20 protein-coding genes, 4 tRNA genes and 1 pseudogene are annotated in these 20,256 nt (G+C 62.9%); 11 read left to right on the top strand and 14 right to left on the bottom strand.

The window, feature by feature from the left end; translation table 11 throughout:
- The first annotated feature begins 6 nt into the window (after positions 1-6).
- The 3 genes from IC40_RS0113110 to IC40_RS0113100 all read left to right on the top strand — a co-directional run bounded on the left by IC40_RS0113110 (position 7) and on the right by IC40_RS0113100 (position 2,177).
- Positions 7-1,347: an NtaA/DmoA family FMN-dependent monooxygenase gene (locus IC40_RS0113110; protein ID WP_030135159.1), complete on the top strand. Its 1,341-nt coding sequence runs from the start codon at positions 7-9 to the stop codon at positions 1,345-1,347.
- A 75-nt stretch (positions 1,348-1,422) separates the two neighbouring features.
- On the top strand, positions 1,423-1,776 hold the full coding sequence (gene fdxA / locus IC40_RS0113105) for a ferredoxin (RefSeq protein WP_030135158.1): 354 nt from the start codon (positions 1,423-1,425) through the stop codon (positions 1,774-1,776).
- 32 nt (positions 1,777-1,808) lie between these two features.
- On the top strand, positions 1,809-2,177 hold the full coding sequence (locus tag IC40_RS0113100) for a SpoIIAA family protein (RefSeq protein WP_019512678.1): 369 nt from the start codon (positions 1,809-1,811) through the stop codon (positions 2,175-2,177).
- A 5-nt stretch (positions 2,178-2,182) separates the two neighbouring features.
- Here the strand turns inward: IC40_RS0113100 and pip are convergent, their stop codons facing one another.
- From pip to IC40_RS0113080, 4 genes are all read right to left on the bottom strand, one after another.
- Complete coding sequence (gene pip, locus IC40_RS0113095; protein WP_019512679.1) at positions 2,183-3,103, bottom strand: prolyl aminopeptidase; 921 nt, start codon at positions 3,101-3,103, stop codon at positions 2,183-2,185.
- Between the two features lie 6 nt (positions 3,104-3,109).
- Positions 3,110-3,733 (bottom strand): flavin reductase family protein, encoded by a 624-nt coding sequence (locus IC40_RS0113090; RefSeq protein ID WP_030135157.1) that lies wholly within the window; start codon positions 3,731-3,733, stop codon positions 3,110-3,112.
- A gap of 57 nt (positions 3,734-3,790) precedes the next feature.
- Positions 3,791-7,108 (bottom strand): bifunctional diguanylate cyclase/phosphodiesterase, encoded by a 3,318-nt coding sequence (locus IC40_RS0113085; protein ID WP_030135156.1) that lies wholly within the window; start codon positions 7,106-7,108, stop codon positions 3,791-3,793.
- A 158-nt stretch (positions 7,109-7,266) separates the two neighbouring features.
- A tRNA-Val gene (locus IC40_RS0113080) sits at positions 7,267-7,338 on the bottom strand.
- A 148-nt stretch (positions 7,339-7,486) separates the two neighbouring features.
- Here IC40_RS0113080 and IC40_RS0113075 point away from each other — a divergent pair.
- The 6 genes from IC40_RS0113075 to IC40_RS0113050 all read left to right on the top strand — a co-directional run bounded on the left by IC40_RS0113075 (position 7,487) and on the right by IC40_RS0113050 (position 9,815).
- A complete protein-coding gene (locus IC40_RS0113075; RefSeq protein ID WP_030135155.1) occupies positions 7,487-8,500 on the top strand; it encodes an alcohol dehydrogenase catalytic domain-containing protein in 1,014 nt (337 codons plus the stop codon).
- 22 nt (positions 8,501-8,522) lie between these two features.
- Positions 8,523-8,939, top strand: a complete 417-nt coding sequence (locus IC40_RS0113070) for a DUF6636 domain-containing protein (RefSeq protein ID WP_030135154.1) — start codon at positions 8,523-8,525, stop codon at positions 8,937-8,939.
- 95 nt (positions 8,940-9,034) lie between these two features.
- Positions 9,035-9,107 (top strand) — tRNA-Gly (locus tag IC40_RS0113065).
- Positions 9,108-9,134: 27 nt separating this feature from the next.
- A tRNA-Cys gene (locus tag IC40_RS0113060) sits at positions 9,135-9,208 on the top strand.
- A gap of 13 nt (positions 9,209-9,221) precedes the next feature.
- A tRNA-Val gene (locus IC40_RS0113055) sits at positions 9,222-9,296 on the top strand.
- A gap of 123 nt (positions 9,297-9,419) precedes the next feature.
- A complete protein-coding gene (locus tag IC40_RS0113050) occupies positions 9,420-9,815 on the top strand; it encodes a hypothetical protein (RefSeq protein ID WP_030135153.1) in 396 nt (131 codons plus the stop codon).
- A gap of 829 nt (positions 9,816-10,644) precedes the next feature.
- Here the strand turns inward: IC40_RS0113050 and IC40_RS0113040 are convergent.
- The 3 genes and pseudogenes from IC40_RS0113040 to IC40_RS27845 form a co-directional block, all read right to left on the bottom strand.
- Entirely contained in the window at positions 10,645-12,765 is a 2,121-nt protein-coding gene (locus IC40_RS0113040; protein WP_030135152.1) for a winged helix-turn-helix domain-containing protein, read from the bottom strand.
- A 152-nt stretch (positions 12,766-12,917) separates the two neighbouring features.
- Positions 12,918-13,115 (bottom strand): annotated as a pseudogene (locus IC40_RS27560) (helix-turn-helix domain-containing protein); the annotation flags it as partial.
- Positions 13,116-13,231: 116 nt separating this feature from the next.
- Positions 13,232-14,494, bottom strand: a complete 1,263-nt coding sequence (locus IC40_RS27845; protein WP_030135151.1) for a hypothetical protein — start codon at positions 14,492-14,494, stop codon at positions 13,232-13,234.
- A 134-nt stretch (positions 14,495-14,628) separates the two neighbouring features.
- Between IC40_RS27845 and IC40_RS0113025 the strand changes: the two genes are divergently transcribed.
- Positions 14,629-15,333 (top strand): hypothetical protein, encoded by a 705-nt coding sequence (locus IC40_RS0113025; protein WP_030135150.1) that lies wholly within the window; start codon positions 14,629-14,631, stop codon positions 15,331-15,333.
- On the opposite strand, the gene IC40_RS0113020 is transcribed toward IC40_RS0113025, so the two are convergent.
- The 7 genes from IC40_RS0113020 to IC40_RS0112990 form a co-directional block, all read right to left on the bottom strand.
- Positions 15,330-15,881: an LppA family lipoprotein gene (locus tag IC40_RS0113020; RefSeq protein ID WP_051644330.1), complete on the bottom strand. Its 552-nt coding sequence runs from the start codon at positions 15,879-15,881 to the stop codon at positions 15,330-15,332. The two genes, IC40_RS0113025 and IC40_RS0113020, sit on opposite strands and share 4 nt — an antisense overlap.
- Positions 15,882-16,112: 231 nt before the next feature.
- On the bottom strand, positions 16,113-16,838 hold the full coding sequence (locus IC40_RS0113015) for an Rv2253/PknI dimerization domain-containing protein (RefSeq protein ID WP_030135148.1): 726 nt from the start codon (positions 16,836-16,838) through the stop codon (positions 16,113-16,115).
- Between the two features lie 20 nt (positions 16,839-16,858).
- Entirely contained in the window at positions 16,859-17,047 is a 189-nt protein-coding gene (locus IC40_RS27840; protein ID WP_131701330.1) for a hypothetical protein, read from the bottom strand.
- A 53-nt stretch (positions 17,048-17,100) separates the two neighbouring features.
- Positions 17,101-17,919 (bottom strand): hypothetical protein, encoded by an 819-nt coding sequence (locus IC40_RS0113005; RefSeq protein ID WP_030135147.1) that lies wholly within the window; start codon positions 17,917-17,919, stop codon positions 17,101-17,103.
- Between the two features lie 39 nt (positions 17,920-17,958).
- Complete coding sequence (locus IC40_RS0113000; RefSeq protein ID WP_030135146.1) at positions 17,959-18,264, bottom strand: hypothetical protein; 306 nt, start codon at positions 18,262-18,264, stop codon at positions 17,959-17,961.
- Between the two features lie 37 nt (positions 18,265-18,301).
- Positions 18,302-19,174: an extracellular catalytic domain type 1 short-chain-length polyhydroxyalkanoate depolymerase gene (locus IC40_RS0112995; RefSeq protein ID WP_411431664.1), complete on the bottom strand. Its 873-nt coding sequence runs from the start codon at positions 19,172-19,174 to the stop codon at positions 18,302-18,304.
- Positions 19,175-19,217: 43 nt separating this feature from the next.
- Complete coding sequence (locus IC40_RS0112990; protein ID WP_030135144.1) at positions 19,218-19,649, bottom strand: type II toxin-antitoxin system Rv0910 family toxin; 432 nt, start codon at positions 19,647-19,649, stop codon at positions 19,218-19,220.
- A gap of 56 nt (positions 19,650-19,705) precedes the next feature.
- Between IC40_RS0112990 and IC40_RS0112985 the strand changes: the two genes are divergently transcribed.
- Positions 19,706-20,251: a DUF1697 domain-containing protein gene (locus IC40_RS0112985; protein ID WP_030135143.1), complete on the top strand. Its 546-nt coding sequence runs from the start codon at positions 19,706-19,708 to the stop codon at positions 20,249-20,251.
- The last annotated feature ends 5 nt before the right edge of the window (positions 20,252-20,256 follow it).

Below are 20,256 nucleotides of genomic sequence, written 5' to 3'. Positions count from 1 at the left end.
GCGGATATGAGCAAGCCGATCAAGCAGATTCATCTCGCCGCGCATTTTCCCGGCGTCAACAACACGACGGTGTGGAGCGACCCGAACTCCGGCAGCCATATCGACTTCGCGTCGTTCGCGCACTTCGCGCGCACCGCCGAACGGGGCAAGTTCGATTTCCTGTTCCTGGCCGAAGGACTTCGGTTACGCGAGCAGGGCGGCCAGATCTACGACCTGGACGTGGTCGGCCGGCCGGACACCTTCACGGTGCTGGCCGCGCTGGCCGCGGTGACCGACCGTCTCGGACTGACCGGCACCATCAACTCGACATTCAACGAACCCTATGAGGTGGCACGCCAATTCGCATCGTTGGACCATCTGTCCGGTGGGCGGGCGGCGTGGAACGTCGTGACCTCGTGGGATGCCTTTACCGGGGAGAACTTCCGGCGCGGCGGGTTCCTGGCCGAGGACCAGCGCTATGCACGCGCCGAGAGCTTCCTGGCGGCCACGCACACGCTGTTCGACTCGTGGCGCGGGGACGAAATCATCGCGGACAAGACGTCCGGAACATTCCTGTCCACCGGTGAGCCCGGCCGATTCGCCTACCGTGACGACCATTTCGACATCACCGGCCGTTTCAACGTGCCACGCAGCCCGCAGGGCCGCCCGGTCATATTCCAGGCCGGGGATTCCGACCACGGCCGCGAGTTCGCCGCGCGTGCCGCCGATGCGATCTTCTCCCGCCACGGCACCCTCGCCGACGGGCAGGCGTTCTACACCGATGTCAAGGGCAGGCTCGCCGCGCACGGTCGACACCATGACGAGCTGCTGATCCTGCCTGCCGCGACGTTCGTGCTCGGTGACACCGACGCCGAGGCCGCCGATATCGCCCACGAGGTGCGGTTGGCGCAGGTCTCCCCCGCGACGGCGATCAAATTCCTCGAACAACTCTGGAATCGCGATCTGTCCGACCATGATCCGGACGGGCCGCTGCCCTCGGTCGATCCGGTCGTCGGTGAGAACACCATCGCCCGGGGCCGGGCCAGCGTGCGGATGCACCGCGACCCGGTGGCGGTGGCCAACGAGTGGCGCGCCAAGGCCGAGGCAGAGAACCTCACCAGCCGGGAGCTGATCATCGAGGTCACCGGCAGACAGAACTTCATCGGGTCACCGGCGACGGTGGCTGAACAGCTCAACACCCTTGTCCAGGCCGATGCCAGCGACGGTTTCATCCTGGTGCCGCATGTCACCCCGGGCGGACTGGACCCGTTCGTCGACACGGTGGTGCCGCTGCTGCAGGAACGCGGGGTGTTCCGCGCCGACTACACCGGCAGCACCCTGCGCGAGCATCTGGGGCTTGCGCTCTAGAAAGGGACCAAAGTCCCTCCCGAGTGCGGCCCTTGGACTCCGGTGCCGGTGACAGGAGTTTTCTACCGTCGACCCATGACCTACGTGATCGGATCGGCATGTATCGACGTGATGGACAAGTCATGTGTGGCCGAATGCCCGGCCGACTGCATCTACGAGGGCGCCCGGTCGATGTACATCAACCCCGACGAATGCGTGGACTGCGGCGCCTGCCGCATCGCCTGCCGGGTTGACGCCATCGCCTACGAGAGCGACCTCGACGACAACGAGTTGCCCTATATGGCCGACAATGCGGCGTTCTTCGAAACGGTGCTGCCGGGCCGTGACGCTCCCCTGGGCTCGCCGGGCGGGGCGGCCGCGGTGGGCCGCGTCGGTGTCGACACCCCGCTGGTGGCCGCGATGCCCACACGCGACGTGCCCGCGCACTGACGCGTCGCGTTCGTCGGGAGCATGATGGAGCCATGATCGAAATACTGACCGACATGCCGACCGGTGTGACCGGGATCCGGGTGTCCGGGCGCATCTCCGGCGAGGAACTGCGCGAGTTCCAGCCCGTCATGGAGGACCTCGGCAAGTCCGCCGAGATCCGCATCGTCGAGGTGATCGACCAGGATTACGACGGGTTCGGCCCCGGCGGGCTGACCGAGGACCTGAAGATGGGTTTCGGCGCGCTCTTGCATCACCATTCGGCGTTCAAGCGGATCGCGGTGGTGTCCGACAAGGACTGGGTACGCCATACGATGCATGCCATCGGCTGGATGGTCCCCGGCGAGCTGGCCGTCTTCGGCGGTAACGAGCTGGACCGTGCCGCCGAGTGGGCCGCGGGCTGAGCCGATCACGACGTGAAGCGTGAGATGGCCTGTGCGATAGCCGATCTCATGGCCGGGCTGCCGGTGTGCCCGGAATCCTCGATGACGATCAGTTCCGCGTCCGGCCACGCACGGGCCAGTTCCCATGCGGTGAGCAACGGTGCCGACAGATCCAGCCGACCGTGGATGAGAACCCCGGGGATGCCGGCCAGTCGGTGGGCGTCGCGAAGCAGCTGACCGTCGGTCAGCCAACCGTGCCGAGCGAAATAGTGCGTGCAGATACGCACGAACGCCAGTTTCGCGGTATCCGGTTTCGCGCTGTACTGTCCGGGCGTGCCGGTGTGCTCGTGGGCGATCGCAGCGTCCTCCCATGTGCACCATTCATGCGCGGCCCGGTGGCGCACCGCCGGATCGGGGTCCTCCATCAACTGCCGGTAGGCCTCGACGAGGTTGCCGTCGCGCAATGACGGGGGCACCGCTGCACGGAAACGCTCCCACTGCGCGGGCAGCAGTAGCCGCAGGCCGCGGTAGAGCCAGTCGATCTCGGCGGGCCGGGTCATGGTGACCCCGATCAGGATGATGCCGCAGACGCGCTGCGGGTACTGCTGCGCGTAGGCCAGGATCAGCGTGGACGCCCAGGAACCGCCGAAGAGCAGCCAGCGTTGCACGCCGAGGTGCTCGCGCAGTTTCTCCATATCGGCGATCAGGTGCCAGGTGGTGTTGACGCTCATGTCGGTGGCCGGGTCGGCGGCGTGCGGCCGGCTGTCCCCGCAACCTCGCTGATCGAAGGACACGATCTGAAAGTGGTTGTCGTCGAACGTTTTGTGCGCCGTCCGGGATCGACCGCTGCCGGGCCCGCCGTGCACGATCAGCACGGTGGGGCCGTCCGGATTGCCGCGCCGCTCCCAGAAGATCTGGTTGCCGTCACCGACGTCGAGCAGTCCCATGATCGGTCAGTTCGGTCGCTGCATGGTGAACACACCGTCGGGGCCGGCCTCGGAATAGTTGGCCGGGCCGCCGGCGCGCAGGATCGGACGTGGACCCGTGGTGTCATAGACCCCGTCGACCAGCCACTGCCGGTCGATGTGCACCGCGATCACCTGGCCGAGCACCATCCAGGTGTCGACGGGGTCACCAGCGGTGTCGCGGAGCTGAATCAGTTGGGTGAGTGCACATTCGAAGTTGACCGGGCTTTCCAGCACGCGCGGTGCGGCTACGGTGCGCGACGGCGCGGCGGTCAATCCGGCGCGGACGAATTCGTCCTCGTCCGGGGGTAGCGATGCCGAGGTCTCGTTCATCGCCACCGCGAGGTCGCGGGTGGCCAGGTTCCAGACGAACTCTCCGGTGGCCTCGATGTTGGCGACGCTGTCCTTCCAGCCGACCGAGGAGAACCCGATGATCGGCGGCCGGTAGTTGAATCCGTTGAAGAAGCTGTAGGGCGCCAGGTTGCGGACACCCTCGGGGTTGACCGTGGAGATCCAGCCGATCGGCCGGGGCCCCACGATGGCGTTGAAGGGGTCGTGCGGCAGCCCGGTGCCCTCGGCGGTCAGATAGAAATGGGCCTCTGGTCCGGCCACGGCACCCTCTTCTCGGAATTCGCGTCGATACCCCAAACCCTACCGACCCACGATTGATCAACCGGTGATCAGCTCACCGGCGTCATCCCCGTCCAGGCTTGCGCTGCGTCCGAACAGGAATCCCTGTCCGAGCGCACAGCCCCAGTCCAACAGCAGCTCACGCTGCGTCGCTGTCTCGATACCTTCGGCGATGGTCGACAAGCCCAGGGTCTCCCCCAAGCTCAGCACCGCCTGCGTGATGGCCGCACACCGCGCGTCATGGGGTAACCCGGCAATGAACTGCTTGTCGATCTTCACGATGTCGACCGGCAGGTCGACGATCTTCGACAGACTGCTGAATCCGGTGCCGACGTCGTCGATCGCGATACGAACGCCTGCCTTCCACAACCGTACGAGATCGGCTTTGGCGGACGGGGTGATGCGCCCCGCATACGTTTCCGTCAGTTCCAACACCAGCCGGTCCGAACTCAGCCGCGATCCGTTCAACGCGTCCGTGACATCGGAGTACAGATCCCCGACTTCGAGCTGTCGTCCGGAAACGTTGACGTGGATGGCTGCCGACGCCAAGGAACCGGTCCACTGTGCGGCCTGGCGGCACGCCTCGTTCAACACGAAGCGGCCGATCGCCGGCATGTGTGGCGAATTCTCCGCGACATCGAGGAACATGTCCGGCATGAGGAGGCCTTGCTCGGGGTGTTCCCACCGCAGCAGTGCCTCCATCGCTGCGCAGCGGCCGGTGGCCAGGGCGACGATCGGCTGGAAATGCACCACCAATTCTCCGCCACGCACTGCACGTCCCAACTCGGAGATCAGTTGCGACGCCACCATCATGGTGGTCTTGTCCGATCGGCTCCCCAACGTGATGAGGTTCTTGCCTTGGCGCTTGGACGAATACATCAACTCGTCCGCGCGCCGCAAGAGGGTCTCTGCCGTGGAGTCAGACCGCGACATCGCCACACCCGCGCTGACCGACAACTGATCGAAGACGTGACCGGTGGACAGTTGTATCGGCATCCTGACCTCGGCGCGGATTCGTTGTGCCACCTGTCGTATTTGTTCGACATCGGCAATATCGGGACACAGCACCACGAACTCATCCCCACCCAGCCGCGCGGCGGTGTCGTCCATCCTGATCACGGACTGGATCCGTCGAGCCACCAAGGTCAGAACCTCGTCACCCACGCCATGGCCCCAGGTGTCGTTGACCGCCTTGAAGTCGTCGAGATCCAGGAAGATCACCCCGACGCCGACGCCATCTTCGTGTCCCGCCTCGGCCAGCGCACGGTCGGCGCGTTCCATCAACAACGTTCGGTTGGCCAGACCTGTCAATTGGTCGTGCAAGACCATGTGCTGCAGGGCGGCTTCCGCCTGCTTTCGCGCGGTGATGTGCTCGACCATGCAGATGCCGTACGGTCTGGTCCCGTCGGGAGCGATGACCGAGGCCGAGGCCGAACCCCATTCCACGGAACCGTCCACGCGGCGTAAGGCGACCTCGGCTTCGAACCTATCACCGACCTCTAGGTCCCGTAACCGGGCCAAACCCTCTGGAAAAAAGGTCAATTCACGATCACAGAGATCGGTGACGTGCATCCCGGGCACCTCGTTCGGCCGCCGTCCGAGCAGATTCGCCATCGACTGGTTGCACCGGGTGATGAGCCCGGCCGATCCGTTCCCGACATCGAACAGGAACATTCCGATCGGTGCGGTGTCGAAGGCCAGCCTGAACCGCTCTTCGCTCTCGGCGAGTGCTCGCTTCGCGGCGTCCTGTTCGGTGATATCCGTTGCCACGGCGATGTATCCGGTGCACGATCCGTCCGGGTCTGTCATCTGCGATACCGCGAGGCTGACACGGACGAAAGCACCATCGCGCCTGACGTATGTCCATTCACGGACTTCCGCCCGATCCGGCGTGACCAGTCGGGTGAGCACCTCGAAACCGGCTGGGACACCCAACTCCCTTGCACGGGAACGGACCTCGGGCAGGCGGTGGATGCTCAGCAGCGAACGACCCAGCATCTCTGCACGGGTCCAACCGAGCAGGCGCTCGGCACCGTTGTTGAACACGGTGATCCGGCCCGAAGGGTCCGCGCCGATGATCGCTTGTTCCGACGCGGCCTGCAAGACGCCGGCAAACAGGTCCCGCGCCTGGCGAAGATCATCTGCATTCTTGCGTTCGTCGGTGACGTCACGGAACGCGATGACCATGTGTCGCGACAGATCTGCCAAGGGTGATGCCGTCAACTCGACGACCCGGGCGTCGTGCGAGGACACCACAATGTCGCGGGGTGCGCTGGAGCTCTCGCCGGACGGGAGATCGGGCAATTCGACGGCGGACAACACATCCGGCACCAGTTGCGACTCATTCGCCCGTGCGTTCTCCAACACGACCGTTCCGTCCGCAGCAACCACGACCACACCGTCATGGATGCTGTCCAGAACGGCGCCCAGCATCTGCGAGTCGCGGTCCGCGCGGTCGCGCGCAGCCTCCAATTGCGTGATGAGTCGCGCCCGGGAATCGCGGTACAGCGACAGCGCAAGCGTCACGATGGTCAGCGTGCACACCATGGTCTGCGCCAGAATTGCGCGGTTCTCTGCGTCGGCGAGCGCAAAACCTCCCCGGCCCGACAGCGTCGCGTAGATGATCCACGTCCCGGCCAACGCGAGGAAGACCGTGCTCACCGTAGTGCTGTAGCGCAGCGCCAGCCACATCGCCGGCACGAGACTCAGAAAGGCCAGTGACGCACCGGTGTTGACCCAGAACGTCCCGACGAACACAGCAGTCACCGCCGCGGCAACTCCCACCGCTTCAGCGGCCTTGCCTGCAGTGATCTTCGGACGCCGCCACACCACGTCGCGCAGCCTGAGCCAGATGGACACACCGAGCAGAGCAGACGTTCCGTTCCGCACGAGAAACAGGGCGAAGGTCTCCCCGACCCGAACATCGCCGGTCGCAGCGAAGTAGACCGTGGCCAGCACGGCCGCACAACTCGCACCACCGGTCACCGCGCCGACCAACTGCGCAAGGTCCGCCGGGTCACGCAGCGCAGCCGTGGTGCCCCGCCACCGCAGCAGTCGCACGGTGACCACCGCGAGTGTGATGTTGACCAAAACGAACCAGCCGGCCACCGTCAGCGGGGCGCCGGTGACCAGATTGGTGGCGAAGGTGACGGCCGCGAGGGCTACGAGATGGACACCGCGTTCCACCAGTCCACGTTGTTGCATCACGAGCAGCCAGATGATTGCCACCGCGGCCGCGGGCCATGCCAGCGCGACCTCGCTACCGGCCAGCCGCGTCGCACGTCCCGCGGCGATGGCCAACGCATAGGCCACCGCGAAGACGACCATGATCGTCGCCGAATGTGCCCGTCGCGTCATCACACCGTTTTCTGTCGTAGACGTCAATTATCAGCATGCGCGCCGGCTCGGCCAACCGCGAGGTGAATCCACGAATGAACGGCGAATGACGGGTCCGGCCTTTGCTGACGCTCGCGACCCACTCACGAAAAATGCCGCCCTTACGGGCGGCACTGCTGTGGTCCCGACTGGGATCGAACCAGTGACCTTCCGCGTGTGAGGCGGACGCTCTCCCCCTGAGCTACGAGACCGGGGAACGAGGACGAAGACTAGCACGCACTTACCTGCCAGCTGGAATCCGCTGGTCACGGTGGCGCCATTTTCGGCGAATCCGTGCCCTCGATCGACCCATGCGTGGGTATGTATATGGCACACCACCACCAAGGAGCGAGGAACGAGATGGCACGTCATCAAGCGGTACATGTCGCATCGGCCGGAGCGCCGCTGGAACTCACCGACGTCGAGACCACGTCGCCGGGCCGCGACCACGTCCGCATCGCGGTAGCGGCCTGCGGGGTCTGTGGCACCGACCACGCCTTCGTCAACGGTGGCTTCCCCGGGCTGAGTTGGCCGCTGACACCGGGCCACGAAATCGCGGGCACCATCGCCGAGATCGGCGACGGCGTGCAGGAGTTCGCGGTGGGCGACCGGGTGGCCGTCGGCTGGTTCGGCGGCAACTGTGGGCACTGCACCCAGTGCCGCAAGGGCGATTTCATCCATTGCGAGAACGGCCAGATCCCCAGCTGGCACTACCCCGGCGGTTATGCCGAGTCGGTGACAGTGCCCGCGAGCGCGCTCGCCCGCATCCCCGAGGGCTTGTCCTTCGCCGAGGCCGCCCCGATGGCCTGTGCGGGCGTCACGGTGTTCCACGGGTTGCGCGAGACGCGCGCCAAGCCCGGTGACCGGGTGGCCGTGCTCGGCGTCGGCGGCCTCGGGCATCTGGGCGTGCAGTTCGCCCGGGCGATGGGATTCGAGACGGTCGCGATCGCGCGTGGGGCCGACAAGAAGCAGGACGCCCTCGATCTCGGCGCGCACCACTACGTCGACTCCAAGGCCGGTGATGTCAGCGAAGCGCTGCAGGCGCTCGGCGGGGTGCAGGTGGTGCTGGCCACGGCCGCCAACTCCCAGGCGATGGCCGACACCGTCGGCGGGCTGCTGCCCCGCGGTGAGCTGATCGTGGTGGGAGTGACGCCCGATCCGCTGCCGGTGAGCCCGCTGCAGCTGATCACGCCTGGGGTGAGCATCACCGGGCATCCGTCGGGCACCGCGCGCGATGTCGAGGACACCATGAAGTTCGCGGTGCAATCCGGGGTGCGGGCCCGCATCCAGGAACTGCCGCTGGCGCAGGCGGCCGAGGCGTATGCGGCGATGGATACCGGCAAGGCCCGGTACCGAATGGTGCTCACGGTCTGACCTGGGGCGTTAGATTTGCGCCATGACCCTTCGGGTGGCGGTCGCGCTTGCCTTCACCGGTGCCACGACGATCGTGTGGGCAGCTCCGGCCGTCGCGCAGGAGCCGGCGCACTTCCGCTCACCGAGCGGCAACGTCGGGTGCGTGCTGGATGTGGACTATGTGCGCTGCGATATCGCCGAGCGGGATTGGGCGCCGCCGGCCCGACCGGCCGACTGTGAGTTTGATTACGGTCAGGGTCTGCAGATGGGCGTCGGTGAGCCCGCGACGTTCGTCTGTGCTGGGGATACGACGCTGGGCGGAGCCGATGTCCTGGGATACGGCCAGACGATCACGCGCGGAGCGCTGAGTTGCACCAGTACCGAGAGCGCAATGTCGTGCCGGGAGGGCGACGGCGGACACGGCTTCTCGATCTCATGCCAGGTTTACCAGGTGTTTTAGGACTGATTGCCTGCATGTTTCGAGTGATTTGTGGTTACGCGTGGGGTTGGACTAATGTTCTGATCCGCACCGGGTGACGATCTCACTCGGAGCACGCGGATGTAGCGCAGTTGGTAGCGCATCACCTTGCCAAGGTGAGGGTCGCGGGTTCGAATCCCGTCATCCGCTCGAAGGTGCAGTGGCATCAACCCCAATGGTGGAGTGGCCGAGTGGTGAGGCAACGGCCTGCAAAGCCGTGCACACGGGTTCGATTCCCGTCTCCACCTCCAAGTTCGACCCCCGGCGCGATTAGCTCAGCGGGAGAGCGCTTCCCTGACACGGAAGAGGTCACTGGTTCAATCCCAGTATCGCGCACCACAGTTCATGCAGGTCAGAGCATGTATCTAGATACGCTCCATAAATCTCATGCAATCAACATGCGATAGCGTGTCGGGTTTTATTTGCTACGGAATGTCATAGGTGAGCCGTAGCCTCAGCCCTGTGGAAGACACCGCTGCGTTCAAGCTGGACGCCTTGCCCGATGTGAGCTTTACAGTGACCAGGTCTATTGACCCTGAGGGCGGATTCCGCTCGGAAGGATTTCTCAAGTTCACCGCACGCAGAGAGATTCCGGCGATCCTAAGTGAGTCCGGTGGGTCGGGTCCCGTAGGCAACGGGCAGAGTGACACTCCACGGATTCGCGGCGGTAAGGTGCCTTTCGTCTTTCGTTCCCTTCCCGGCTATACCTTCTGCGCCCTTCGTTCCGATGAGACGATGCTTGAGAACCTGGGCGGGATGACGGTGCAACGCTCACCGGGCTGGATTCGCATCACCTACTACGGTCCCGGCGATGACGAGGAGCACGAATGGGGCGGCTTTGCAGGTCCAGAAACGTGACGGCCAAGCGATGAGGGATCGGCCGCTATCTCCCGAGGGCCTTCCGCAGGTGCCCATAAAGGGAGCCGCAGCGAGTGACATCGCTGATCTCACGTCTCAGCTTCACGACATGCACTCAGCGCACAGATACGCAGAGCTTTACTTGCGCCAGCCAGTTGTGTTGACCAGCAACCCCCACGGTGACATTAGGCAAGCTCTCTGGACGGCAAGCCTTATCACGTACCGGCGCATATTCGTGAGTGGGGCGGGGAATGGCAAGAATCAGCACCGAAGGCCGCGAGGCCGCGAGGTAGCGAGTGGCTAGACACCCTGCCACCCGACTTTCTCGAATCGCACAGGGAAATTTACGAAAGAGCCGATCATCATATTGCCCACCGAGTCAACGAGGGAATGCAGGACGTTCGCGTCTATGCGGTTCTGACGAGACCGCCAGAGCCACGCGAGGTTGTCGAGGTGGAGACCGAGACCTCCAACTCGGTCAGACCAGATCGGGCAATGGTCCATCAAATGATGGAGATCTGCACTCACCTCATGGTGTAGCCCGTCAGCGCCGGGATCTGCTTTTTAACAGTGAAACTGAACGTTTGAACTCCGAGGGTGATCTTTCCCAGCTCTACCAAAACGCCACCCTTGAGGATTAAGTACGGCGGTGCCCTCGCGTCGGGTGACTAAGCCAGATACGTGGCAGGTCGGCACCCTGCACTCATGGTGAATCAGGAGCAATAGAGACACTGGCGTGAACCCCGCCTGGACGGCGGCGGCGTAATGGCGTTTGGCGGCTCGCCCCGTGCCGCCGCCTAGATCGCGCGCAAAGGAGGAGCGTCGTCGGCTAATCGTTGTCCTGGGATAGCTCTAGGTCTGTATTTCGGGCCGGATCGAAGTATATTCGGCGCGCCGACTCGCTGATTTTGAACTGGCGGCGACCCCCGTTCATGCGCCTATCTACTAGATCTTGCTCACTTAATTTCTTGGCTCTTTTTCCAACCAGCTGATATGAAACGTCAAGTTCTCCCGCAATGTCACCCGCACGTAAGGGTTCTGATTCCACACTAAGCGTCTGGAGTATACCCAACTCAGTTGCTGGCAGAAGTTGCTCCGCGTTGACCGCGCGGATAACTGACTCGTATTTTCGCGAGATATTAGTAACAACGCACCTCCCAGCCCTGCACTCAGGGCAGAGCATTTTGAAGCGTTTAAGTGCATCTAATTCGCTAGGATCGAAAATGTGCGAACAATTATCGCAACGAATTTCTTGATTGCTCACCATATAATCTTGCAGAATTGCGTTATAGTCGAACACCCGCTCCACAAAGTATAGTCGATCCTCTCTATTTTCGACCGGACGCCCGAACGCAATCGTGTATTTTTCACATAACCCATAGTTAAGTGCATAGACAGATACGCGATTGCCATCTCGATTGCTCATAATGTAGTATTTGGTTACAAAAAAATTGAGCTCAAGAGTTGATAGTATACTGTCAAAGATTGGACTCAAATTGAAATGACTAGTAGGATGCTGCCCCTGAATTGCTTGAAATATATTAGCGGCGTGCTTTGACCGCAAATGGCGCGCCCGATCCACGATCTTCTCCAGCAACTCTTTCAGGCTGAATATTGTAGATTTCTCTTCGAACGCCTCATGGAGAAAAGCTCCCATATTGAAGTATGGTTCGATCTTCTCTTCGTAATATCTCTTCGCGGCGTCTTTCACGCTGGTTATATTTATTTTACGACCATACAAAATCTGGTTTTCGTAGGCGAAGTACAAGATGTACCCCAGAGTTCTAGGATTCCCCAGCGACGCTTGGAAAAGCGCAGTCCAGACGGCCTCCGGACGTCGTGAAGTGATAAAGTCATCCGCGCGCAGACCAAAGAACTCCAAACGTCGATCGACGAGACGCCGAACAAAATCAACCCCTTTGGCCTCCATCTCGCTTACCGAATGTTGGCCGTACAGATTGTACAAGTCCAGACTCACCTCGTCTATCTTTGACTTATCCAATGAGCCGTAGTAAATGCGTCCGGGATAAGCAGCAATCTTGAACTTGACTAGTTCCTCTGACCAGTTATTCAAAGGCGCGATGAGTCCGTCAACGACCGTCTGCATCGCGCTGATGGGCAACTCCGAGAAGTCATCCAGAAAAACGTACAAATGCTTGGCGCCAAGCGGCTCTAGCAGCTTTTTAAAGCTTTTGACCAAGGAGCGGATATCAATTGTTCTGAGCAAAAGCTCTGAATACAAAAATTCTGACTCAGATTCAGAATCGTTTGTCGCGGAGACGTCTAGGTGCGCTTCGGGAAGAGATGCGGCGTCAACTTTTAAACCAGCACCCATTCCACCTGAGCTTCTATCAAGTGCGCGACTCTTGACCGATGCTTTTCTTATCCCTTGCACGTCTATGAACTGTGGCGTCTCCAAGGTATGGATAAAGTTGTCCAAGTTGTTGAACAAACCCTCATATCCTCCTGTGAAGGCTTCCCTCACACGGAGCTTCCAAGACGCCTGTAATTGCTTCTTTAGGTCGTCTCGCACGCCCTCAACGACAGCGCGAATGAATGCCGTCATAAGAAGCAGTTGCTGTAGCGCGTTCTCGGGTAAAGCATCTTCCGACTGGGCTATCTTTTTAGCGGTCTCCGGATCCACCTGCGCAGACTCGTAAACAGTCTTGATATCAACATAGGTCGAAAGCACATTCTTCTCAGCAAGTAGGCTCTTCTGGGCGCGAAGAAAAACGGTTGACTTACCGGTACCTTTTCGACCAATTAGGAATGTCGTATTGGGCTGTCGAAGCAGCTTATGAACATGGTCCTGAGGCAGCGGGTCGACATACAGCTTTTCGATCAAGTCCTCGCCCTGGGCGCTTTCGAGCTCAGCCCTGCGGTAGAGCTTCAGGGACTGAATGGCCTCGGCGAACCGGTCTCGTTCATCGCCGGAATTTTGAGGCGCCACTGCTTACCCTTTCGTTGACCCGAACGCAGATCGCGCACACCCGACGTCCAAACATCAACGCCGGTTGGGAACGCAATAATGCTAAACCCTAGTGTCAACCGTCGAACTTCAGGTGGAAGAGAAGAGGTTCGGCAACCACGGTGTCCTGGATATCAGCTATCGCTTTCGGTCACGTCTGAGAAGGCGCGGTATACCGTAGCTCGGCTCACGCGGAGGACGCTGGCTATGGTGCTTGCCGATTCGCCGCTAGCGTGCATGCGCTCGGCAAGCGCCATTTTTGACGGATCCAGCGCCTTTGGACGTCCTACAGACTGCCCACGTGCCCTCCGCGCTTCCCGCGCCGCATGTCGTCATGCTCCGCGGTCTCGCCGATTACCTTCTCCGCGAAGTCAACCGAGCCGATGGCAACCGGAAGTGGCCGCCGCATTGCGTCCACAGGGTTCGAGGAGTCCAACGCGCACTACGGTTAGGCGGAGAATATCGGCAAATCTGAACTATTTACGTTGTGTATACCTGCGACAATTTCAAACCTCTGGACTGCATCGCCAAGCACTAGAGGACCAGCGATCTCCGTCTTGAACGCTTTCACTCCCCCAGCACCGTCAGGCATCGCCGCCCCCAACTCATGGATACAAGGGAGGCCCCTCAACTCGCCTAGGTCGAACACGCCCGTTTTGGAGATCAACATTGGCTGTTCAGTCGTTCGCTCACTTACGGTCGACGGATAGCAGATGCGCTCAGCTATGGCGTCCTCCATGGACTCCGAAAGCTGTACATCTTGACCGGGCAATTCAACCCCACTCGCGAATAGACGCATATGGTCGAACATCTGCCCCATCAGCCATTCCCAACCGTATGCGGAGAATTGGCCGGAGTTGAACTGAACGCCCAGCCGCGCCCCCACTAGCCGATGCATGTAGCTCCATAGGATATGCAGCGAAGCGCGCAACTCAGACCTGCCGGCATCGTCCTGAGGCAGGCGGGTTAAACCCGGCTTCGCGTGCATCAACGCCGAACGTTCATTGCCGTAGGTGTTGTCGAAGAACCAACCAATCGGATCTGCCTCCCCGTCTGGTGCGAGATCCCTGTAGGGCACCATCGGATCAGCCGCTGTCAGCGCCGCCGTGAGCCATGCCCGCTCGTTCTCGGCAGGATGCCCGTCAGGCTTCATTTGGCGAGGGCGGATATCGCTGAGCAACGCCTCCAGTGCGAGGAACATGTTCCGGTAAGAATCAAAAAGGTTCTGTGCCGTACGGGCCATCCGTATGAAGCGAAACGCATCGTGCTGTAGTGGCGTTGGCGGGGGCGGACTAGGTCGAAGTTCCCCCGATGGCGCTCGCACTTCTACGTGAATTGGGCCGATGCGCGAAGTCGAAAGGTCAATCACTCTCGCACGGACCACTTGTCCAAAGGTCGGATCGACCCACCACACCAGGCTCTCATGAGAATCCAGTCTGATAGCGAGGTCCTCCCACCCACGCATGCACATGTAGTCGAGCGCATCGTTGGCAGCGCGAAGTGACTCCGAATGGGTGTCGTCAAACGTGGTTGCCGACGAGGGGCCGAACGTTACAACCACACCCTTGCCCTGTTGGACAGTCGTGGTCCAGCCGTCAAGCGGTATCGACCAATCTTGGGCCGCCGGACGTCGCAGCAGAAAGACCGCGCCGTGTCGAAATGTGCCGTTCGAATCCTGAAGCGGGATATCTCGGCAGAATCCGATTGTCATGTGCGGAGACTACCGACATGCGACGTTACTACGACCCCGATAAAGTGCCCGTGCGCATCGGGCACCCGTTTCGGCGCGCGCCAACGTGTTGATAGCCAGGCCTCGTCTATCTCAGGATGAGATCATCGGAACCGATGAGCGACTCGAAATACCACATGGTCACGAAGCCCTCCGACATCCTCACGCTGCAGCACCCCGGGACAATCCGCTGGGCCACCGGCCATCCAGACGGGCCGCGGTCGCTGACGTGGACTGTCGTCGGTTCGCGGAACAGCGACGACATCTACGTCGGCACCCGCGGACTAATGGGTGCGGCAAAACTTAGCTTCCACCAGTCGGGCCGTTGGCGATTCGCGTTCACCGAGGAGGGCGCCAAGAAGGTCAACTTGCCCGACGGCGAGGACCGTCTGATCGAACGCTATGAAGCCACGACTGAACTTGCTCCGGGTTGGGTACATGCCGCTCGAATCCGCACTCCCTCGAACACGTTTCGACAGACTGTCAACGAGAAGCGGCCTAGTGACAAACAGCCCATACGGTTCTACAAGACACCCGACCCCCCGCATCACCTCGAGTACCACGTCGTCCTTGGCGAAGCCGACGCCGAACCGGCGATTGTTCAAGACATGATTACCGTGGGCCAGATGACGCTGACTTCTGGTCGACGCGTCCTGATACTCGGCAGCTTCTGGACGATGGACGATGCAACGCAAGAGATGATTGACACGGCCCGCAAGAACGCAACCGAGGGCGCTCCCGGTGACACCGGATTCGCCTCCGGTAATGCCGACGACATCGCCATCTCCCTGGATCTCGCCGCCGTGCTTCCTGCGGACTAATTCCCTCGGCCAAAAGTCCCAGACCGCAGCCGGCAATCTGATTTCGCCGACAGCACACCAGCGGCCTTGGTTCCGAATTCCACTGTGATGCCGTCGTTGCCGGAGAAGATCACGTTGTGATCCCCTGGCCGATCGACGGTCGCGGTCACCGCCGTGGCACCGAGCTGTGCGGCGCCCCGCTGCACCACGTCGAGCGCCGACGGCCACGCCGCATCCGATATCGGCCCATCGAACACGACATAGATGTAGGCGTGGACCCCTGGTGTGTTGGCGTACTCGCCGGTGCATCCTCCCCAGCCGTCCTCTTTCACCCGCCAGGTCAAACTCGGTGACGTCGACGCGATCTGGTTGGCCCAGTCCTGGACGGCCGCCCGGTATTGCCGTTGCGCATCCTCGAACGAGGGACTCGTGCGCAGGATGGCTTCTGGATCTGCCCCCTCGACTCTGGTCACCGCTGCCCCACCGTTGACTCCGCTTGTCGTTCCGCAAGCCGTCAGCGCCGCCATCGACACCACGACGACGGCAAGGGCGGTTTTCACGGCACTCATCCTCATCAGCCTCCAGGGGTCTGCACGCCCGACAGCTAGACCGGCAAACTTTCGGCGCCACACCCCCGACGTGTGATCTGAGCCACGATTGGGTATATTCAGCTGCGAGGACGCATCCAATCGGATAGTTCTCGTTGAGTGCGGGTCAGGGTTCCGCAAACGAACTTGGGTTCTATCCAACTTCGGTGCTTGCCTACGCACATGGAGCCCTGACCTTGCACCTACGCACTTTCACACCGCATCCCCCACCCGGGCCGCCGTCAACGGCGTCACCACGGTGTTCCCCTGATCGCCGCACTCATTGGTGTCGACCACCGTGGTCAGCTCACCGGTGAACGTGCCGTCGGGACGCGGCGTGAACCCCAGGGTCACCGTCGTCCAGGATTCACCGGCGATCGACCCGTCGGCGTAACGACAGGTGGACTTCACCCGGGCCGGCGCGATATCGCGCCATGTCCCGTCGGTGAGCTGGAACGACAGCGTCCGCGCTCCGGCCATCCGCTGCCGGTCGGGGCCGAGCACCTCCCCGCTGGCGATACAGGGTCCGTCGGCACATGTGGTGGTCAGCGTCAGCCAATCCTGGGTCGGCGCGCCCTGCACACCCCAGCTGACCGGACGGTCGGTACCCGATGTCGTGGCCCGGTCCGGTTGGTATTCAACGTGATACACCCCGTTGAGCAGATCCGGCCGGGGCGCCGGCGCGCTCACCGGCTCATCGCGCAATGCCCATACCGCGACCGCGGACGCCGCGGCGATCACCACCACGGCCGCCGCCACGGCACTTGCGGTGATCACCGCCGGGCTCAGCGTGCGTGGTGCCTGCGGCTCGGGCTCCTCGTCGAGCCCCCAGGCGAACGCCGACTGGGTGTCGGCATCGGCGATGCCGGCCAGCTCGGTGGGCGACCCGGCATCGGCCATATAGCCGGTGGGATCCTCACCACCTGAGGGCTCGGGCATGCCCGACTGCGCCTGGACCGCTACGCGACCGACGCCGCGAGATCGCGCGCCTGTACCCAGCGGATCAGCCGGCGCCGACGCTCGGCGGTGCGCTCGGGATGCAACTCGGCCTCCCGCTCGGCCACGATCGCCTCTTCCCAGGCGCGTTTCATGTCATCGTCGTGGAACTGCACGGCACGAGCCATGGTCTGCACTCCCTTCCTCGACATACCGTCCAGCCTAGCGGCGACATCCGACAACACGGGCGAACCCGTCCCCCGCGTCATCGCGGCTGCCCCGTCGCCTCGGCCGCGGCCAACAGGTGCGCCAGAATCTTGATCGAGGCGATATCGGACGCGCTGAACCCGTCCTTCTCCAAAGTGTTGGCCGTCAGCATCCCGAAGGCCACGTCGGCACGCACCGCCACCGACACGAAAGATTTGTAGACACGCCCCCTGCTGACATCCCAGGTCTCCGGGATGTGCGCGTCAGTGTCGTTGCTGCTCTCGACGTCACCGTGGTCGATCAGCGTCCACACGCCCTGATCGCCACCGGTCCCCTCGACGAATTCGCTGGTGAAGGAATCCTCGCGGTTGATCGAGTCGACATAGGACCCGCACGTCATCACCCGGGAACCGCCGGGGCGATGCTGCACCCGGAAGTACGCCGCACGCGGCGCATCGCTTTGCATCAGGTCGCACACCTTGCTGACGATCGACGACCGGAACCCGCTGATCTCGCGGTCCCGAGCGGTCTGGTCCATCGCCGCGAACCGGCGCAGTTTGTCGGCGGTGCCCAACATCGCGCCGTTGATCAGCAACGAGGTGCGCCGCGACTCGGCGCGCAACGCCTGCTCCAGGTCGGCCTTCTGGCCCTCCTGCTGCGCCTTGTAGGCGCGCTCATTGCGGAACTTGAACAACCCGGTGATGGCCGTGGCGGTGGCCAGCACGACGGTCGTGATCCGCAGCCCGAGCTCCCAGCCCCCGCCGGTCAGATTGGTCAGCAGCGCCACCACCGCGGTCAGCACCGCGAGGACGGTCAGGGCGATGTTGTACTGCACCGCCCGGTCCTTCACGGCGTCGTCGACCACCTTGTCTGCCACGCAAGCAGCATCTCACCCGCCACCGTCAAGGCGGCGGGATCAGCCCAGGGTCAGCATCCAGGCCGGAACCCAGTGCGTCACCGGCCGTTCCCGGGCACCGAAGCGCACCGGGTAGGTGACCAACCCCCACCACGCACCCTGTTCGCACAACCCCCAGCAGGTCAGCTGGGCCTCGACGACCTTGTGCATTTGCAGCCCCAGCGGGTGCTGGCGGCCCCACCGGCAGTGCGGCTGGCGCGGGAACAGCGCGGCCAGATCCACCAACACGGTCTGCGGCGGATCGACCCGGCGGAACACCTCGCGCGTGGGCTGCCCGCCGTACCCGATGGACTGCATCTCACCCACCATTCGATCATATGTTCGAAGTGTGGGTCGACGGAAGTCAGCGCCCGTGTTCGTCGAAGAACACCGCGGCGGCCTCGGAGGCGCTGAACGACCGGATCGCCGGGCCCACCTGGTTGGCCGGCAGGATCTCCGGGGCCCCGGGCCACGTGTGCCCGCCGCCGTCGACCCGCATGTAGACCACCGACGAGCCCTCGGCGCAGTGATAACTGATCCGCTCGACGAACTGGGCGTCGACGCCGGGCTGCGGTTCGATCAACGGATCTGCGTCACAGGCGTCGAGGTGTCGCCAGCTGTCGACCAGCGCGGTGGCCGCCAGGACGGTGCTCGCCCCACCGCGGCCCATCATCGGTCCGCCACCGATCGGCACGATCGGGTCCAACGTGCCGTGGATCGTCAACACCGACACCGGGCGCGACGGATGGCACCCGACATTGGTCCCGAGAGACGCACCGACGGTCGCGATGGCGGCGAACACGTCTGCGCGCTCACAGGCCAACCGATTCGCCATGAAACCGCCCGCCGACAACCCGGTAACGAACACCCGGCCAGGAGGTATCCCGAAGTCAGCCGAAAGTCGCTGCACCAACGTCACCAGGAATCCGACATCGTCGACGCCGGTGCGGTCGGGCACCGAGGCGCCGCGCCCATCGGCCCAGCTGAAGTCGATCCCGTCGGGATAGACCACGACATAACCGTGCTGATCGGCCACCGGATCGAAGTTGGTCAGCGCGGCCTGCTGCGCGCCGGTCTGCCCGCCGGCATGCAGGCTGAGCACCAGTCCCTTCGGCGTCCCCGGCGGCACATGCACCTGATAGGTGCGGCTCAGCCCACCGAAGTCGATATGCGCCACCGGCGCTTCGGCGGCGGCCACCGGTACCGGTGTCAGCACACAGGCCAACACAACCAGCAACGCCACGGCGCGTCTCCCCCACACGTGGGCGAGCTTAGATGCTTCAGGCGTACAGCGACTCGAACTTGTCGACCGACCGCTCGATATCGCCCTTGACGGTGCGTGCGGCGACCGCACCGATCGGACCGAACAGCGGCGGCCCGCCCAGGTCGATGGTGACGGTGAACGCGCACCCCGACGCGGTGGGCTTCACCGCCATCTTCAGGCCGTACTTGGTCCCGCCGACGCCTTTGCCGGTGACCTCCAGCAGCCGCGGAGCATCGAACTTGCGCACCGTCCAGGTGACCCTGTTGCGCATGCCCTTCGCACCGGCCACCCCGATCAGTGTCGTACCGGCGGACAGTTCGTCGGGGACATCACTACGCCAGCCCTCGTGCAGGACCAGCCAGTCCCCCAGTGCGTCGAGGTTCGACACGTGGTCCCATGCGGTCTGCGGGTCGATCGACAGCTCGCGGGAAAGTTCGACCTTTGCCATGGGCGGAATGCTAGTAGCTTCGGTGCGATGCACCGCAGCAACGTCGAGTTCGGCTGATGACCCGCTATACCGCGCTGCTGCGCGGAATCAACGTCGGCGGCAAGAACATCATCGCGATGAAGGATCTGCGTGCCACCCTCGACGAGCACGGCTATGACAACGTGCGCACCTACATCCAGTCGGGCAACGTGCTGTTCGACACCGACGACGATCCCGCGAACCTGGAGAGCGCCATCGAAGGCACCTTGGAGAAGGCCTTCGGCGTTCCATTGGTCGTGGTCGTGCGCTCACACCGCCAGCTGCGCAACGTGGTCACCAAGGCTCCCAAGGGTTTCGGCGCCGAACCCGACACGTTCCATTCCGACGCCATCTTCCTGAAGGCACCCCTGACCGCGTCGCGCGTGATGGATATCGTCACGCTGCGCGACGGGGTCGACCAGGCCTGGCCGGGTACCGGGGTGGTGTATTTCGCGCGGCTGAGCGCCGAACGGACCAAGAGCAGATTGAGCAAGATCACCACCACCGCCGAGTACAAGCAGATGACGATCCGGAACTGGAAGACCACACAGGCCCTGCTGGCCCTGCTCGACGAGCAGGGCTAGCCGGG

Source organism: Mycolicibacterium neoaurum ATCC 25795 (assembly GCF_000691525.1).
Taxonomy (GTDB): domain Bacteria; phylum Actinomycetota; class Actinomycetes; order Mycobacteriales; family Mycobacteriaceae; genus Mycobacterium; species Mycobacterium neoaurum.
Note: the sequence above shows the minus strand (reverse complement) of the source record. Positions and strands in the feature narration are given on the sequence as shown.

Excerpts from the sequence above, each read along its gene's own strand:
- IC40_RS0113110 (WP_030135159.1), top strand. The coding sequence starts at position 7 with ATGAGCAAGCCGATCAAGCAGATTCATCTCGCCGCGCATTTTCCCGGC.
- fdxA (WP_030135158.1), top strand. The coding sequence starts at position 1,423 with ATGACCTACGTGATCGGATCGGCATGTATCGACGTGATGGACAAGTCA.
- IC40_RS0113100 (WP_019512678.1), top strand. The coding sequence starts at position 1,809 with ATGATCGAAATACTGACCGACATGCCGACCGGTGTGACCGGGATCCGG.
- pip (WP_019512679.1), bottom strand. The coding sequence starts at position 3,103 with ATGGGACTGCTCGACGTCGGTGACGGCAACCAGATCTTCTGGGAGCGG.
- IC40_RS0113085 (WP_030135156.1), bottom strand. The coding sequence starts at position 7,108 with ATGACGCGACGGGCACATTCGGCGACGATCATGGTCGTCTTCGCGGTG.
- IC40_RS0113075 (WP_030135155.1), top strand. The coding sequence starts at position 7,487 with ATGGCACGTCATCAAGCGGTACATGTCGCATCGGCCGGAGCGCCGCTG.
- IC40_RS0113070 (WP_030135154.1), top strand. The coding sequence starts at position 8,523 with ATGACCCTTCGGGTGGCGGTCGCGCTTGCCTTCACCGGTGCCACGACG.
- IC40_RS27845 (WP_030135151.1), bottom strand. The coding sequence starts at position 14,494 with ATGACAATCGGATTCTGCCGAGATATCCCGCTTCAGGATTCGAACGGC.
- IC40_RS0113025 (WP_030135150.1), top strand. The coding sequence starts at position 14,629 with ATGAGCGACTCGAAATACCACATGGTCACGAAGCCCTCCGACATCCTC.
- IC40_RS0113020 (WP_051644330.1), bottom strand. The coding sequence starts at position 15,881 with ATGAGTGCCGTGAAAACCGCCCTTGCCGTCGTCGTGGTGTCGATGGCG.
- IC40_RS0113015 (WP_030135148.1), bottom strand. The coding sequence starts at position 16,838 with ATGCCCGAGCCCTCAGGTGGTGAGGATCCCACCGGCTATATGGCCGAT.
- IC40_RS27840 (WP_131701330.1), bottom strand. The coding sequence starts at position 17,047 with ATGTCGAGGAAGGGAGTGCAGACCATGGCTCGTGCCGTGCAGTTCCAC.
- IC40_RS0112990 (WP_030135144.1), bottom strand. The coding sequence starts at position 19,649 with ATGGCAAAGGTCGAACTTTCCCGCGAGCTGTCGATCGACCCGCAGACC.
- IC40_RS0112985 (WP_030135143.1), top strand. The coding sequence starts at position 19,706 with ATGACCCGCTATACCGCGCTGCTGCGCGGAATCAACGTCGGCGGCAAG.